This is a genomic window from Sorangium sp. So ce145 (genome assembly GCF_051525985.1).
Lineage (GTDB): Bacteria > Myxococcota_A > Polyangia > Polyangiales > Polyangiaceae > Sorangium > Sorangium cellulosum_B.
Map to the genome: position 1 here is coordinate 330,783 of NZ_CP150315.1, position 15,179 is coordinate 345,961.

Consider the following 15,179-nt stretch of genomic DNA (forward strand, 5'->3'; position numbering starts at 1 on the left):
CCCTCGCAGGCTGGAACCCCTGGCCGGCCTCGATCCGCGACGCTGGTCCCAGGATCGAGCCGCCCGGGAGCGGCTTCGGGCGCCGTTGTCCCTTCCCGCGCGCCGCGCCGAACCGGAGCCGCTCCGGGGGGCACCTCGCCGCGCGGTCTTTCGACGAACGTGTCCGCAGCCAACCCGACTCATCCGGCCCCGCTGCTCCCGGGGGGCGATACAGGGCCTTGAGGCGGCGCTTGGCTCGCACCAGATCTTGCACCGCGATCTGCGGTGTGTGGGGGCCATCCTTACCTCCCCCGCTCGGGTTCGTCACTCGCAGATCAGCGCGCTCGGGCTCGCCTCGATGGGGTCGCACGCGAGCGTGGGGATGTCCCCCCGCAGGCGCGCGATGACCTCGGCCATCAGGTACCGGGTCGCGAAGCACGACCCGACGTCGCCCTCGCTGCACAGGTTGGCGGTGCGCTTGCCGTCGGAGGTCGGCATGCACAGCACGTTCTTGTTGTTCATGGCGACCATGGTAGGCACGAAGTAGCCGTCCTCCTTGACCGAGGAGAGCTGGCAATTCGTGCCGCGTGTCTGCTCGGCGTCGGCGATCGTTCGCTCGATGGCGGCCATCTCCGCGTGGACGTCGATGAGGTTGCTCCGGCGCTCGTCCGCGGGTAGGCCCGTCAGCCGCGCTGCAAACGTGAGCGCCTCGATGGCCAGCGCCGCATCGTGGGGGCGGCAGGGGCGGTAGCTGCCTGGGGAGGGATTGCCGTCGCCTTGGAAGTAGCCTTGTTGGATTCCCCAGCCGATGAAGGAGGCCGGCCAATCCGTGACGCGCAGCGCGCCGCTCTGGGCCTCGGTGCAGAGCTCCCACTTCGGGCATGTCCCGGCTTCGGCGCACCCGGACACCTCGGCGCGCCTCGCGTCGTTCAGCAGGGCCTTCGCGCCAACCGCCAGCGACTCGGCACGCGACAGCCGGCACCTCCCGCACATGACGTATTTCCCGGGGTGGGACGACGTATCCGAGGGACAGAGCCGCTCGTGGGTGGCGGCGTCGATCGTCTCAGGGCAGCGCTCGAAGTAACCCTCGAGCACGCCGGCACAATGCAGCTTGTCCGACGCGTCGGCGCCCTCGGCAGCGCCGAGCACCTGGTCGGAGCTGTTGGTGTCGGGGAATCCGGCGCAGGAGCTGGCGCCCGCGCTGCCCGTACCTGCCGGTTGGCAGGCATCGTTTTCGGGGACCTGGTCGTAGGAGGCGATGCTGAAGTCCTTGATCTCGGTCGGGCTCAACGTACGGTCGCTGACCCTGCGCTTCCAGGGGAGTTGACCGCGCGGCTGGTTGAACTCATCCCCGACGTTCGCCTCGACGACTCGGTAAAGCAGCGGTCCTTTCGTCGAGCTATGCAGGATCTCGGTGACCAGCACGGCGTGGCTCGAGCCCTTGTAGCCTCCGGTGCCTGCCCGATGCTGCTCGGGCTGCAGAGCAGCGAGATGGGCGTCTTCGTAGCGGTACGTGCGAATTTCAGCGCCCACGGACCGAGCGGCCTCGATCGCGGTTCGTTCTTGCCATTCGCGGCACTGCGCCCGGAAGGCGAGCGCCTGGAGCAGCTTTGCGTCGCTCGCCGTCAAGCGTGCTGGATCGACGCCGCCTCGATTCGGATCGAACGCCCCCTCCTCGACGCGCCGCACGATGTGCTCGGCCAGCGCGTCGGCATCGCTCGAATTTGTGTATGTAGCCGCGACCGCGGTGCGGGCCCTGGCGACCGCCACGTCGCGCCCTTCAGGGGATGCGTTTACGGCGGCCTGCGATGCGCTCAACAGCGAGCTGCCATCGCCGTCATCGAGGTCAGTCTCCCAGCGCCCGGCCCCGAAAGCAGCACGCGTCGTGGAGATGGGCGAGTCCTTCTGGATCTGAGCCGTCGCAGACGAGGCGATCGCCCGGCGGACGTCGGTGTTCCCCTTGTCGACGCAGAGGTCGCCGACCTCGTCGGCGGGCACGCCGTCGCCCCTGCACGCGTCGATCTGGCTGGGAGGCGCTTCATCGCACGTGCAGAAGGTGCGTGGGCCCATGGTGTCCCCTGTGCAGGTTGCGAGGAATGCGTCACGGACGACGTCGTTACCGACCATGAGGTCGAAGCACCATCGATGGCCGCCCGCCCTCAGGTCCTTGGGAACGTCGATGCAGGTCTGGTAGTTGTAGAGCGAGAAGCGGTTCGTCTCGGTCGACACGACCGGTCCGTCGAACGTCGTCGGCGTCGCCTCGATGTTGTTGCGGTAAATCGCGCCGCCTCGCCGGCCACCGGTCGGCATGGTGATCGTCGCCGGGCCGCACAGCTCCTGATGGGGGGTGGCGAGGATGGAGTCACCGGCCACGATCGGAGGGGCGCCCTCGTCGCGAACTCGACCGATTGTCACGGTCTGCCCGGCATCACATGCTGCGCGTTGGTCTAGGAGCACGGCATATCCGTCGCCGAGGTCGATCCGGGTCCCCTCTGGCAGGTCGGCGAGCCTGGCCACGATCGGCTGGTTGACGAGGCGCCCCGGGAGGCGCGCCCCCTCGGGCAGCACGAGATGGTGGGTGCGCACGCGTGCGTGGACCGCCACGTGGTGTCGGCACGGAAGCCCCTGGGCGTGCTTCCCATCGTCGTGGTCGCCATGATGGTCGCGGTCGCCATCGTGGTCGCGGTCGCCATCGTGGTCGCGGTCGCCATCGTGGTCGTGGTGGCCATCGCCGTCGTGGTCGCGGTCGCCATCGTGGTGGCCATCGTGATCGTGGTCGTGGTGGCCATCGTGGTCGTGGTCGTGGTGGCCATCGCCATGGTGATGGCCATCGTGGTCGTGGTGGCCATTCTCGTCGTCACGATCCGAGCCCGGGTGCCAGCTTCGGCAGCCTTCCGAGTTGTCATCATCGTCACGTTCCGAAGCCGCGTGTCTGCACACGATCGCGTCCGGATCCAGATCGATCTGGACCGCCAGGCCGGTCTCGGCCGACGGGATCACCAGAGCACCGGTGGTGATTTCCAGCCGCTCCCAGGACGGGTGGCCCGTGGCGGAGCCCGATCGCCAGACGCCACCTCGTGCTGACAGGAAGAGTACAATGGCTCTATAGGTGCCGGCCGGCACGTTCTCGAACACGTGGTGCTGAGGCCTGGTCAGATCGATGGACACCTCACCAGCGTCGATCATTGTATCCGGCGTCGTCCCTTCCCCTTTCAGAAGAACGCGGCGGTATGGGATCGTGGCTTCGTCGGAATCTAGTTTCTCTGCACTTCTTGCGCCGTCGATGTGGAGGATCAACCTCCCTGTCGCATGTGCTCCGCCGACATCGGGTGGACGAGGGCCGTTGGGATTGCACCCTGCTAGATCCACGCAGAAGGTGAGCGCAAGGCAGAGCATAGACGCTCCGATTGTGCGCATTGATCGAGGAGCTGGCGAGCTGATCGCTGAAGGCTTGACGTGCGGGCTCGATCCGATGAACGACGATGGAGGAATATCGTTGGACCTCATGCTGCTGGGCTCCTGGCTTGCGAAGCAGGTTGGTCTTGAGGCGGATGAATCCGAGAGGGCTTCGCCGAACGCCGCTCTACGAATGCTGTGAGCATCGTGTAAGGCGACCGCGTGGGGAGAATATCGCGCTCTCTGAACGAGGGGCGAACAAATGCAGCGGAGCGTTGAGCGCACTTTGGAGCGCACCGATATCGCACTTTGAATCTCTCTGTCGGAGATGCATGAAGGATGCGACGCGGACGGATCCCACGACCTCGGCCCTTTACTGCCGCCCAGCGCTGAGCTGACGTGCCGGCGGGCGTCCCCCCACGCGGCGCTGCATGCCGGCGGGCGTCCCCCCACGCGGCAGCGCACGCCGCCGGCGGTTCCGCCATCGAGGGCTATCCCTCCGACCCCTCGGCCGGAGCTCCGCCCTCGCAAGATCCCGAACGATTACAAAGATTTCTTCGCAGGGTTGTTGAAGAAGCTCTCCAGGAGCACGCTCCCCTCCGGCGCGCCGAGCGAGACCAGGTGGTCGCGGAGCGGGTAGAGGATCGCGCCGTCGCCCGCGCAGAGCACGGCGTCGTGGGGCCCTGCCGCGAGCTCTCGCTCCACGAGGGCGCACGCGCGCGCCGGTCGCTCGGGGTGGCCGATCGGGGGGAGGTCGCGGGCGACCGCGAGGCGGACGGCGGCGGGGAGGCGCTCGCGGACGAACGGCTCGGAGGCGAAGGTCTCGCCCGGTTCGACGAGCCAGAGCAGGTCGAGCTGCGCCGCGCCGGCGGCGGCCGCGCTCCGGGCGATCCCGAGGGCGGCGGTGATGCCCGTGTCGGTGGCGATCACGAGCGCGCGGCCGGAGAAGCCCGGCGCGAGCCGCAGCTTGCCCCACGGGCCGCTCCACTCGAGCTCGGCGCCGACGGCGATGTCGTTGAGCACGTTCGAGCCCGGCCCGGCCCCGACGCGCTTCACCGCGATCTCGACGGCGCGCTGCTCGGCGTCGCTGGAGAGCATCGAGTAGGCGCGCTTCGCGAGCCTGCCGCTGGGCAGGGTGACGCCGGTGTTGATGATCACGTACTGCCCGCCGGCGAAGCCGATCTCCGCGCCGTCCACGCGCTCGAGCCGGAGCAGCCGGGCGGCGTCGCCGAGCGGCGTTGCGTGGGCGATCCTGATCTTCGGGTTGCCTTGTGTTGCCATGACGTCGCTCCTGTCTCCGCGCGGTCGCAATCACGCGCCCCATGGTCGCTCCGGTGAGCGGCCGGGCGCTTCACTCGGCCGGGTAGATCTCGTGCACGAAGTCGTGCATCTCCTCGAGCTCCCGGTAGAGCCGGCCGAGCCCGTCGACCTGGGCGCGCAGGTCGAGCTCGACCTGCTTCGTGAGGATGAGGAGCGAGCGCAGGTAAGGCAGCTTCGGGTCGCCGGCGGGGGTCTTCGCGACCTTCTCCTGGAGCTCCACGAGCGACCCCTCGAAGAGGCGCGAGAGGTTCTTCAGGTCCCCGGCGCGCAGCATCGCCGAGACCGGACCGGGCTCGGCCGCCGCGGCGCCGAGCTCGGCGAGCTCGTGCGTGCGCTCGGCGGGATCATCGATGCCCAGGATGTTCATGAGCCCAAGGCGGAGCGCGGCGATCTCGTGACAGGCCATGGGGGCTCCCTACCAGCTAGAGAAGAGGGCGGAAAGAGTCTTTCGTGTCTCGCACGGTCGGCGGAGTAGCGTAGCGCCGCGTCTCGCCGCCCTTCACAGCGAGCGATATCGCCCAGCAATTCGAGCACGTTTGCTTGTCCGAGCGCCGGCTCCAGTCGCAGCACGTACACCTCGCCACGAGCGAGGAGAGCCGTCGCCTGAGCTTCATCATTCCCCGCGCTGCGGCGTAAAGTCAGTGCGCCATGACAATCTTCAAGAGCAGCATCAAGGTGACCCTTGGATGCTCGTGGCATGGAAATAAGCTGTGTGGCGTTCCTGCGCCAGTTTCCCATTCATGACCAATTCAAAGAGCCCACTGAGCGCACGCCGGCTCTCTTCGACGCGGAGGTCGCTTCGGAGTAGGAGGATTCTTGCCTGGAGCGAGCCGTTGCTGTTTGCCTTGGCGAGTTCGAGAGCGGCCTCATCGTCCGAGGCTGCGCTGACGATATCGCCACGCTGTGCTCGTAGCTCGCCGCGATTCGTCAGGACTAGTGCCTTCAGGCGGTGTCGTTTGGCCTGGTGCAGAGCGAGAGCGGCATCGTAGTCCGCAATGGCAGCGTCGAGATCGAGCATCGGAGTCGGGCCCCGGCTCCGCCGCCGCCAGGTTGAGCTCGGCGAACTCGTGCGCGCGCCCGCCTGCGGCGCAGCGAGATTCGGGGAGCGCTGTTCGACGGGCGCTCGGTCCGTGCTAGGTGGGCCCCCCGCCGCGCCCCCGGAGCGCGCGGCGCCCGTGCGCCCCATGCAGAAGATCACCCTCGTCGATCGTCTCCACTACCGCTTCGATCTCACCATGGCGAAGGGCGCGCCCGCGCTCATCGCCTGGCTGTTCGCGCTCTCGACCGCCATGGTCGTCGTCTTCGCGGCGGTCGTCGTCCTCCTTGGGCTCGCCCCGGCCGCGGAGGACGGCGCCCCGGTGTCGTTCCCCTCGGCCCTCTGGATCACGCTGATGCGCGCGCTCGACGCCGGCACCGTCGCGGGCGACACCGGCAGCCGCGGTTACCTCGCCGCGATGTTCGCCGTCACGCTCGGCGGCATCTTCATGGTCAGCATCCTCATCGGCATCATCACGAGCGGGATCGAGGCCCGCGTCGGCGAGCTCCGCAAGGGCCGCTCGCTCGTGTGCGAGGAGGGGCACACCGTCATCCTCGGCTGGTCGCCGCAGATCTTCTCGATGATCCAGGAGCTCGCGATCGCGAACGAGAGCCGCCCCCGCGCCGCGATCGCCGTGCTCGCCGAGAAGGACAAGGTCGAGATGGAGGACGAGATCCGTGCGCGCGTCGGGTCGACCGGCAAGACGCGCGTCGTCTGCCGCACCGGAAACCCGAGCGATCCCGCGGATATCGCCATCGTGAACCCGGACGCCGCGCGGTCGATCATCATCCTTTCCCCCGAGGAGGGGAACCCGGACTCGCGGGTGATCAAGTCGATCCTGGCGCTCACCAACAAGGCGGGGCGCAAGCAGGGCCGCTACCCGATCGTCACGCAGATCCGCGACCAGCGGAACCTCGACGCCGCGCGGCTCGTGGCGCGCGACGAGGCGGCGCTCATCCCCACCGAGGACGTGCTCACGCGCATCACCGTGCAGACCTGCCGCAGCGAGGGCCTCAGCGCGGTCTACAGCGAGCTGCTCGATTTCAAGGGCCACGAGATCTACACCCGCGAGGAGCCCGCGCTCGCCGGCAGGTCGTTCGGCGAGGCCCTGTTCGCGTACGACGACTGCGCGGTCATCGGGCTGCGGCTCCGCGGCGGTGAGGTGCGGCTCAACCCGCCGATGGACGCGCGGATCGAGCGTGGCGACGCCGTCCTCCTCATCGCCGAGGACGACAGCGCGATCGGCGCGCCCTTGAAGCGCGCGCCGTCCGTCGACGAGCGAGCGATCCGCGACGGCAAGCCCGCCGCGCCGAGGCCCGAGCGCACGCTCCTGCTCGGCTGGAACCGCCGTGCGGTGGCGTTCATCCGCGAGCTCGATCACTACGTCGCGGAGGGCTCCTCGGTCACCGTCGTGGCCGACGCCCCCGACGCCGCCCAGCAGCTCGAGGCCGAGCGCGGCGAGCTCGAGCACCTCACCGTCACGTTCGAGCCGGGCGACACGACCGACCGGCGCACGCTCGATCGCGTCGTCGGCGCCTTCGATCACGTCGTGACGCTGAGCTACTCCGACGCGCTCGATCCGCAGGAGGCCGATGCGCGCACCCTGGTCACGCTGCTCCACCTGCGCGACATCGAGGCGAAGCGCGGCCAGAGCTTCAGCATCGTGAGCGAGATGCTCGACGTCAGGAACCGCGAGCTCGCCGAGGTCGCGCAGGCGGACGATTTCATCGTGAGCGACAAGCTGATCAGCCTGATGCTCGCGCAGATCTCCGAGAACCGGGATCTCGCCGCGGTCTTCCAGGATCTGTTCGATCCGGAGGGGTCCGAGCTCTACCTGAAGCCCGCGGGCGACTACGTGCGCCTCGGTCGCCCGGTGAGCTTCGCCACGATCGTCGAGGCGGCGCGGCGCCGCGGCGAGGTCGCGGTCGGCGTCCGCCTCGCGGCGCAGGCCGACGACGCGGCGCAGGCCTACGGCGTGAAGGTGAACCCGAGGAAGCGCGCGAAGCTGACGCTCGCGCGGGGCGATCGGATCATCGTCCTGGCCGAGCAGTAGCGAGGCGGGCTCAGAGCGCGTCGGTGCGCTCGAGAAGCACGCCAGAAGCGGCGATGGAGATCGCGGCGAGCGGGATCGCGATCGCCAGCGCGGCCGGGCCGAAGAGCGGCTCCGCCGCCTGCTGGCGGTAGGCGAAGGAGGGCCGAGGGGGCGCGCGGGCCGCGGCAGAGGCTCCGCGCGTCGGCGATTCATGCTCGAGGGCGGCGCCCGGCGCCGCGCCTCACTGCATGATGTCGTCGACGAGCCGGGCCACCAGCCGGTCGCCGAGCAGGTGCTCCTCGACGAGGTCCTTCGCGTCCTCGTCGCGGACGCCGCGGTACCAGACCCCGTCGGGGTAGACGGCGACCGTCGGCCCCTCGCCGCAGCGCCCCATGCACGACGTCCTCGTCACGCGGATCTGCTGCTGCTGGCCGGCCTGCTTCACGAGGCGGCGCACCGACTCGAGCAGCGCCAGGCTGCCGCGGTCGACGCAGTCGGCGTTGCCGCAGACGAGCACGTGCTTGCGCAGCGAGCGGTGCGCGTGCGGGTGGTTCGACGCCTGCGTGTGCGTGAGCGTGTGGCGCACGCTGTAGAGCATCGCCTTGAGCCCGCCGACCTCCCGGGCGAGCCCCGGCAGCGCGGTGCGGTACATGCACGTGTCGCAGGGGAGCGGCGCCTCGCCGGCGAACGCCTGGCGCGCGCGCTCGTCGATCAGGCCCTCGAGCGCGCTCGACCGGCCGAGGTGCGGCGCGAGCGACGCCCGGATCCACGGGTACGTCGACGAGAAGCGGTCGACCTGCTCGGCGAGCTTCGTCATGAGCCGCCCGGCGAAGAGGAAGTAGGGGACCACCACGACGCGCTCCGGCCGGTGCCGCGCGACCCGCTCCAGCGTCTCCTCGACCGAGGGGCGGGTGACGCCGATGAAGGTCGGCTCGACGAGCTGGAGCCCGCGGCCCTCGCCGATGAGGCGCGCCGTCTTGCAGAAATCGCCGTTCGCGTCGGGGTCGCTCGACCCGCGCCCCACGACGACGAGCGCCGACCGGGCCCGCGCCGCCGGGTCGTCCGGCAGCGCCGTCGCGGCGCGCTCGAACGCGATCTCCGCGAGCGCCGGGTGCACGCCGAGCGGCCGCGCCGCCGAGAACCGCACGCCCGGGTGCGCGGCCCGCGCCCGCTCGAGCGCGATCGGGATGTCGTTCTTCACGTGCCCCGCCGCGAACAGGAAGAGCGGCACGACCGCCACGCGGGACACCCGCGCCGCGAGCGCCGCGAGCGCGTCGGCGAGGTGAGGCGTCGCGAGCTCGATGTAGCCGTGCTGCACGGCGATCCCGGGCCGCGCCGCGGCGTAATCCGCCACGATCGCCTCGAACTCGGCGTTCGACGCGGCGTCGCGGCTGCCGTGGCCGATCAGCAGGAGACCGTCGTCATGCACGCGAGCGCCTCCTCCAGGGTGAGCGGGAGGCCCGCGCCGCCCCGCGGCGGCACGGGGCTCATCCGGGTCCAGAGCTCGGCGACCCACGGCCGCCGCACCCGCGCCCGCGCGAGGAGCTCCCCCCGCGCGAACACCTCCCGCGGCGACCCGTCCGCGAGGACCTGACCGTCGCCCAGCAGGACCGCGCGCGAGGCGAAGAGCGGCACGAGGTCCACCGCGTGGGTCGCGGTGACCAGCGTGGTCCCCTGCTGCTCGGAGAGCGCGCGCAGCGTCTGGCACAGGGCGAGCTCGCCTTCCGGGTCGAGCCCCGCGGTCGGCTCGTCGAGCAGCAGCACCCGCGGCCGCATCGCCAGCATCCCGGCGATGCACGCGCGCTTGCGCTCGCCGAAGCTCAGCGCCTCGATGGCCCGGTCGGCGAGGTGGGCGATCTGCACGGCGGCGAGCGCCGCCTCGGCGCGGCGGCGCGCCTCGGGCGCGGGCAGGCCGAGGTTTCGCGGGCCGAACAGGACGTCATCGAGGAGCGTCGCGCCGAGCAGCTGGTCGTCCGGGTCCTGGAGCACGAGCGCGGCGCCCGCGGCGACGGCGTCCGAGGGCGAGCCCACGCGGCGGCCCGCGATCTCGACGCCGCCGCCGGGCGCCGGGAGGAGCCCGACGAGCGTCCGGAGCAGCGCGGTCTTGCCGGCGCCGTTGCCGCCGAGCACCGCGACGGACTCGCCCTCGGCGACGTCGAGGCGCACGTCGCGCAGCACGGGCTCGCCGCGCCGGTAGCCGAGCCGGGGGGCGCGCAGCGCGATCATCCGGCCTCTCCCGCGGCGACGCTGAGCCCGAGGGCCGCGAGGGCGGCGGCGGCGAACGCGACGTTCGCGGCGGGCGCGCTCGTCCTTCGGTCGGCGACGGGGAGCTTCCCCTGGTAGCCGCGGAGCTGCATCGCGAGCGCGGCGCTCTCGGAGCGCTCCAGCGTCCGGAGCGCCACGACGCCCGCGACGGCGCCGGCCGAGCGCGCGGCGGCGCCGGGGCGGGTGAACCCGCCGCGGAGCGCGGCGGCGCTCCACGCGCTGTCGGCCGCGCGCTGGAGCACGCCGGCGAAGCGCCGCGTCAGCGCGAGCAGCTCGACGAGGGCCGCGGGGACGCCGAGCCCGGCGAGCGCCGCCTCGATCTCGGCGGGCGCGGCGGCGCCGGCGAGCCACCGGAGCACCGCGGCCGCCGCGAGGACGCGCGCGCCGAGGGTCACGGCGCGGCGTGCTCCCTCGGCCGTGATCGCGTCGACCGGGAACGTTGCGCCGGGGAGGAGCGGCGCCCCCGGCGTGAGCGCGAGCGCGAGCGCCGCCGCGACCGCTCCGATCCACGCGGCGGGCGCGGCGGCGCGGAGGACGGCGCGCGCCGGCGTGCCCTGGAGGCGGAGGGCCGCGCACGCGAGGAGGAGCAGCGCGGCCGGCGTGACGGGCGAGCGCGCGCCCGCGGCGACGCAGCACGCCGCCACGGCGGCCCCGAGGCGGAGCCGGGCGTCCACGTCGCGGAGCCGCGCGGGCGGGTCAGTCCGCACGGAGGCCTTCGCCGCCGGCCTTGCCCGCGGGCGCGCCCGCGCGCTCGACGAAGAGCACGCGCGAGAAATAGCCGAGGGCGAAGCCGGCGAGGAGCCCGGCCCAGAGGAACGCGAAGAGCAGGAGGTCGCCCTCGAGGCCCGCGAACAGCGGCCCCGTGTCGTGGCGCCCCGCGTCCTCGGCGACGCGGCGCACCACGGCCTCGTCGACGCCGTCCCAGGACGCGTTGCCGCAGGCGGCGAGCCAGAATGAACCGGCGAGATGGAGCGCTGCCGCGCACGCGCGCCGCGCGAGCGGCGCTGGCAGCGGGCGCTGCCCGAGCCGCCGCGTCACGACGCCCCCGGGGCGAGCCGGACGACCTGGAGCCGGTCCAGGATGTCGGGCCGCCGGGCGCGCAGGAAGGCGAGCGCCCCCGCGGTCATGACGCCTTCGAGCAGGCCGAGCGGGAGCTGGGTGGGGACGAAGGCGAGGGCGACGCCCGTGAACATGGACGTCACCGATCCCTCGCCCGAGAGCCCCAGCGCGAGCGCGAGCGCCGTGGTGGCGTAGGTTGCCCAGTCCGACGTCACGCCCGCGAGGAAGCCCGCGACCCAGAGGTTCGCGCCGCTGCGCCGCGCCAGGTGGAAGGCGAAATATCCGGTGAAGGCGCCCGCGATACCCATCGACGCGACGTCGGCGCCGAGCGTTGTGAGGCCGCCGTGCGCGAGGAAGAGGGCCTGGATAAGGAGCGCCACCACGGTGACGAGCACGGTCATCCAGGGGCCGATGAGCACCGCCGCGAGCCCTGTGCCGCACGGGTGGGAGCAGGTCCCGGCGGTCGGCACCGGGACGGGCATGCACGAGATCGCGAAGACGGCGGCCGCGATGAGGCCGACGAACGGTTTGTAGAAGGCGTCCTGCTCGGTGCGGCGCCGGAGCAGGTGGAGGGCGATCGCGACGAAGGGCAGGGCGAGCGCGTTCCAGAAGGCGCACCAGCCGAGCGGCAGGACGCCTTCCGCGAGGTGCATCGCGGCCGCGGGCCGGGGCGCGAGGAGCGTCCCCAGGAACACGGCGGCGATCGACACAACGCGGCCGTGAAGACCGATTTCGGCGCTCCGGGTGAAGTCCGCACCCGAACGCCACGAAGACGTGCGCAAGCTGCACCTCGTGGGAGGCTCGGGTAGGTCTCCCGGCTCATGGGTTCAGGGAGCTGATCGAGCTCCCAGCGCTGCGTCCACCTTCCCAGGCCTCTTCCAATGAGGCCCAGTGGTCTTCGGAGGCAGCTCCCCACTCACGGTGGCGGGACCGCGCCGGTTTTGCACCGGCTTCCCTGTTATGCCCCGGAGGGCACCCGAGGAATGGATTGTCAGGCCGGTGCTCGGTAATCCCGTTTCGTTCCCGGCGTCAAGGACGTCGCGCCCCGATCGCGGACGGGGTGCTCGCGGCCCGCCGCGAGCGCCCTCGTCCGCGGCGTCGGTACGGCCGGTGCGGCGGTGATGCCTGCGCTGGTGGGCACCCTGCCCTCGGGGACGCTGCCGAGGCGCACGAGGCCATCGCTGCCGAGGCGCGCCGCGCGCCCGTCGGCGCCCCCCATCGAGCGGCCGTGGGCGCCGACGAGCGCTCGAGGCCCTGTCGTGCGGCGGCCCGAGGCCGAGAAATTGACCCAGACGCATCACGCGAAGCGTCGTCGAGCACACGTCTTGAATTATGTCCCCCTTAAATAAAGACTGTTTACTTTGTCGCCGCGCGGGCGCAGCCCCCGTCTCGGTCTGGGCCCGCACGAGGGGCTCTCGTGCGCTTGAAACCCGGCGCCGGCGCATTCCTTCCGCAGTGTGCTTTGTTCGTCCTGGCTCTTTACTCGGGAGCAGGTGTCCGGTGTACGGCCTGCTGCCTCGTGGCCTCTCTTATTGAAGAGATGAGGATTTCGTGTTCGCTCGTCTCGGAATGCGAGGCGAACGCCGCGCAGGGCGCTGTCTCTGGTGGATGGGTATGCCCGGCTCGAACGTGAATTCCCGCAAATCGTGTGTGTGGGGCGCGCGTCCGCCTGGCCGCCTTCGCGCCTGGAGCGTTCTGCTCGCTCGGCGTGCACGCGTTGCACTTTGTTATCGACAACGCGCCTGCGGATGCCACAATCTGACTACCGCATGCGCACCGGCGCGGACCCCCCAGCCCGGAGCGCATGCGGTCTTTCTTCTGCACCGTGGCGGACGTTCAAGACTCCGGCGCGGTTTCCCTGCCGCGGTCATTCTGGGCCCCCCTCCAGCGTGATGCGCGGTATTTTTTTTGCCGTCGAGCGCGCGGTTCGCGCCTCCCGAGCCTTCATTTGCCCGTGAACGTGGCCTGCGATTTCGCCAGGAACGCTTTCATTCCGAGCTGTTGATCTTCGCTGCCGAAGAGCGCGGCGAATGCCTGGGCTTCCAGCTCGTTGGCGGCGGCGAGGTCGAGGCTCTCGCCGCGCAGGAGGACGCGCTTGGCGGCGGCGACGGCGAGCGGGCCGCGCGAGGCGATCTTGAGGGCGGTCTCGCGGGCGCGGGCGAGCAGCTCGGTCGCTGGGAAGACGGCGTTGACGAGCCCGATCGAGAACGCCTGCTGGGCGGTGATCATGTCTCCTGAATAGACGAGCTCGCGCGCGCGTCCTGGCCCGACCCGTCGCAGGAGCCGCTGGGTCCCGCCGAACCCCGGGATGACGCCCAGGTTCACCTCGGGCTGGCCGAGCTTGGCGTTTTCGGCCGCGTAGATGAAGTCGCATGCGAGGGCGAGCTCGCAGCCGCCGCCCAGCGCGAAGCCGTTGACGGCGGCGATCACGGGGAAGGGGGCAGTCTCGATGAGCTCGGCGAGCCGGTGGCCTGCGTCGGCGAACCGCTTCGCGGCGATGCTGTTCATGGCCGCCATCTCCGCGATGTCGGCGCCGGCGACGAACGCCTTGCCGGCGCCGGTCAGCACCGCCGCGCGGACCTCGTTGCCGTCGGCGGGCGCGAGGAGGTCGCGGAAGGTCGCGGTGAGCTCGCCGAGGACGGCGGGGTTCAGGGCGTTGAGTTTGTCGGGCCGCTGGATGGTCACGGTGGCGACGTGATCCGCGCGCTCGACGGCGACGAACTGGAGCGTACCGCGAGCAGGGGCCCCCGGCTGCTGTTCTTGAGCGGTCATGGAGCGTGGTTAGCAGCGCCCCGCGCCGGTGGGAAGCGCCTGCCGTGGGCCAGGGAAGGCGTCATTCCGTGTCCGCCCGAACCCGCTGTGCCGAGGCCATTGCCGAGCCGGCGAGCGAGCGATTTCCAAGCGAGCGATTTCCAAGCGAGCGATTTCCAGTGGACGTCACGCGCCTGTTCCGGGACACGGCCCGTCGCTCGATGATCCGAGCTCATCGCTTGAGCGCGGGTGCGCGCGACATGACGGCCCTGCCACGAGCCCGCGTGCAATCGTGGGCAGTCGGGCAGAACGCACGTCCCCGGATCCGCACACCAGTAGTCGCATCGCGCGTATCCCGTCGTCGCTCCCCTCCCTCCCTGGCTCCGTGGCAGCCGCCTACACCGCCCGCCCGCTCTTCTGCCCCTTCTCGTCGTACACGTAGAACCCCCGCCCGCTCTTCTTCCCGTACCACCCGGCAGCCACCAGGTTCCTGAGCAGCGTGGCCGCCCGGTACTTCGAGTCCCCGAACTCCCGGTGCAGCACCTCCGCGATCGACAGCACCGTGTCGAGCCCGATCAGGTCCGCGAGCTCGAGGGGCCCCATCGGGTGGTTCAGCCCGAGCCGCGCCCCCGCGTCGATGTCCTCCGGCGTGGACAGCCCTTCCTGGAGCGCGAAGCACGCCTCGTTGAGGAACGGGATCAGCATCCGGTTCACGATGAACCCGGGCTGGTCCTTCGAGGTGATCACCGTCTTGCCGAGCTCCACCGAGAGCGCCCGGACGGCCTCGTACGTCCGGTCCGACGTCTGGACCCCACGGACGAGCTCGACAAGCTTCATCAGCGGCACCGGGTTCATGAAGTGCATCCCGATGACCAGCTCAGGCCGCCCGGTCACCGCCGCCAGCCGTGTGATCGAGATCGACGACGTGTTCGACGCCAGGATCGCCCCCTTCGGCAGCGCCGCGTCCGCGAGCTTGAAGATCCCGCTCTTCACCTCGAAGCTCTCGGTCACCGCCTCCACGGCCAGGTCGACCCCGGCCAGGCCCTCCATCCCGTCGGCCACCGCGACGCGGCCGAGGAGCGCCTCCCGCGCCTCCGCGGCCAGCTTGCCCTTCTCCACCTGCTTCGCGAGAATGGCGGCGATCTGGGCCTTGCCCGACTCCGCCAGCGCCCTCGAGACGTCGCACAGGACCACCTCGAGGCCCGCGGCCGCGGCGACCTGGGCGATGCCTCGCCCCATCTGGCCCGCGCCGATCACCCCGAAGCGCTTGATCGTCGTAGCTTCCATGCCCGCGGTTGATAGCCGAAGCCGCGAGCGCGGTGAACCGCCCTCGCCGCGGCA

The 15,179-nt window shown here is 71.1% G+C and carries 12 protein-coding genes and 1 riboswitch; of the genes, 1 reads left to right on the forward strand and 11 read right to left on the reverse strand.

The genetic code is table 11. From position 1 onward, the window contains the following. Nucleotides 1–303: 303 nt before the first annotated feature. From WMF34_RS01260 to WMF34_RS01275, 4 genes are all read right to left on the reverse strand, one after another. Nucleotides 304–3,276, reverse strand: coding sequence for a hypothetical protein (locus WMF34_RS01260; RefSeq protein ID WP_437992154.1), 2,973 nt, complete (start codon nt 3,274–3,276; stop codon nt 304–306). Nucleotides 3,277–3,918: 642 nt separating this feature from the next. Beyond that, nucleotides 3,919–4,656: an FAD-dependent oxidoreductase gene (locus WMF34_RS01265; protein ID WP_437992155.1), complete on the reverse strand. Its 738-nt coding sequence runs from the start codon at nt 4,654–4,656 to the stop codon at nt 3,919–3,921. A 70-nt stretch (nt 4,657–4,726) separates the two neighbouring features. Further along, nucleotides 4,727–5,101: a DUF3209 family protein gene (locus tag WMF34_RS01270; protein ID WP_012232878.1), complete on the reverse strand. Its 375-nt coding sequence runs from the start codon at nt 5,099–5,101 to the stop codon at nt 4,727–4,729. 264 nt (nt 5,102–5,365) lie between these two features. After that, nucleotides 5,366–5,713 carry a hypothetical protein gene (locus WMF34_RS01275; RefSeq protein ID WP_437992156.1) on the reverse strand — a complete coding sequence of 116 codons (348 nt, stop codon included), beginning with the start codon at nt 5,711–5,713 and terminating at the stop codon, nt 5,366–5,368. A 166-nt stretch (nt 5,714–5,879) separates the two neighbouring features. On the opposite strand from WMF34_RS01275, the gene WMF34_RS01280 reads away from it, so the two are divergent. Continuing rightward, nucleotides 5,880–7,784, forward strand: a complete 1,905-nt coding sequence (locus tag WMF34_RS01280) for a CASTOR/POLLUX-related putative ion channel (RefSeq protein ID WP_437992157.1) — start codon at nt 5,880–5,882, stop codon at nt 7,782–7,784. A gap of 220 nt (nt 7,785–8,004) precedes the next feature. Here the strand turns inward: WMF34_RS01280 and WMF34_RS01285 are convergent, their stop codons facing one another. The 7 genes from WMF34_RS01285 to WMF34_RS01315 all read right to left on the reverse strand — a co-directional run bounded on the left by WMF34_RS01285 (nt 8,005) and on the right by WMF34_RS01315 (nt 15,125). Then, on the reverse strand, nt 8,005–9,192 hold the full coding sequence (locus tag WMF34_RS01285) for a CbiX/SirB N-terminal domain-containing protein (protein WP_012232880.1): 1,188 nt from the start codon (nt 9,190–9,192) through the stop codon (nt 8,005–8,007). Continuing rightward, nucleotides 9,168–9,989: an energy-coupling factor ABC transporter ATP-binding protein gene (locus WMF34_RS01290; RefSeq protein ID WP_437992158.1), complete on the reverse strand. Its 822-nt coding sequence runs from the start codon at nt 9,987–9,989 to the stop codon at nt 9,168–9,170. Before WMF34_RS01290 ends, WMF34_RS01285 begins: the two co-directional genes overlap by 25 nt. Further along, complete coding sequence (locus WMF34_RS01295) at nt 9,986–10,735, reverse strand: CbiQ family ECF transporter T component (protein ID WP_012232882.1); 750 nt, start codon at nt 10,733–10,735, stop codon at nt 9,986–9,988. The genes WMF34_RS01290 and WMF34_RS01295 overlap by 4 nt, the downstream gene beginning before the upstream one ends. Next, entirely contained in the window at nt 10,725–11,066 is a 342-nt protein-coding gene (locus WMF34_RS01300; protein ID WP_437992159.1) for a hypothetical protein, read from the reverse strand. Before WMF34_RS01300 ends, WMF34_RS01295 begins: the two co-directional genes overlap by 11 nt. Beyond that, the gene (locus WMF34_RS01305; RefSeq protein WP_012232884.1) at nt 11,063–11,776 is read right to left on the reverse strand and encodes an energy-coupling factor ABC transporter permease; all 714 of its coding nucleotides are present in this window, start codon (nt 11,774–11,776) and stop codon (nt 11,063–11,065) included. Before WMF34_RS01305 ends, WMF34_RS01300 begins: the two co-directional genes overlap by 4 nt. A gap of 98 nt (nt 11,777–11,874) precedes the next feature. Next, nucleotides 11,875–12,082: riboswitch (cobalamin riboswitch) on the reverse strand. 949 nt (nt 12,083–13,031) lie between these two features. Beyond that, the gene (locus tag WMF34_RS01310; RefSeq protein ID WP_437992160.1) at nt 13,032–13,859 is read right to left on the reverse strand and encodes an enoyl-CoA hydratase/isomerase family protein; all 828 of its coding nucleotides are present in this window, start codon (nt 13,857–13,859) and stop codon (nt 13,032–13,034) included. 375 nt (nt 13,860–14,234) lie between these two features. Then, on the reverse strand, nt 14,235–15,125 hold the full coding sequence (locus WMF34_RS01315) for a 3-hydroxyacyl-CoA dehydrogenase family protein (protein WP_437992161.1): 891 nt from the start codon (nt 15,123–15,125) through the stop codon (nt 14,235–14,237). Between the last annotated feature and the right edge of the window lie 54 nt (nt 15,126–15,179).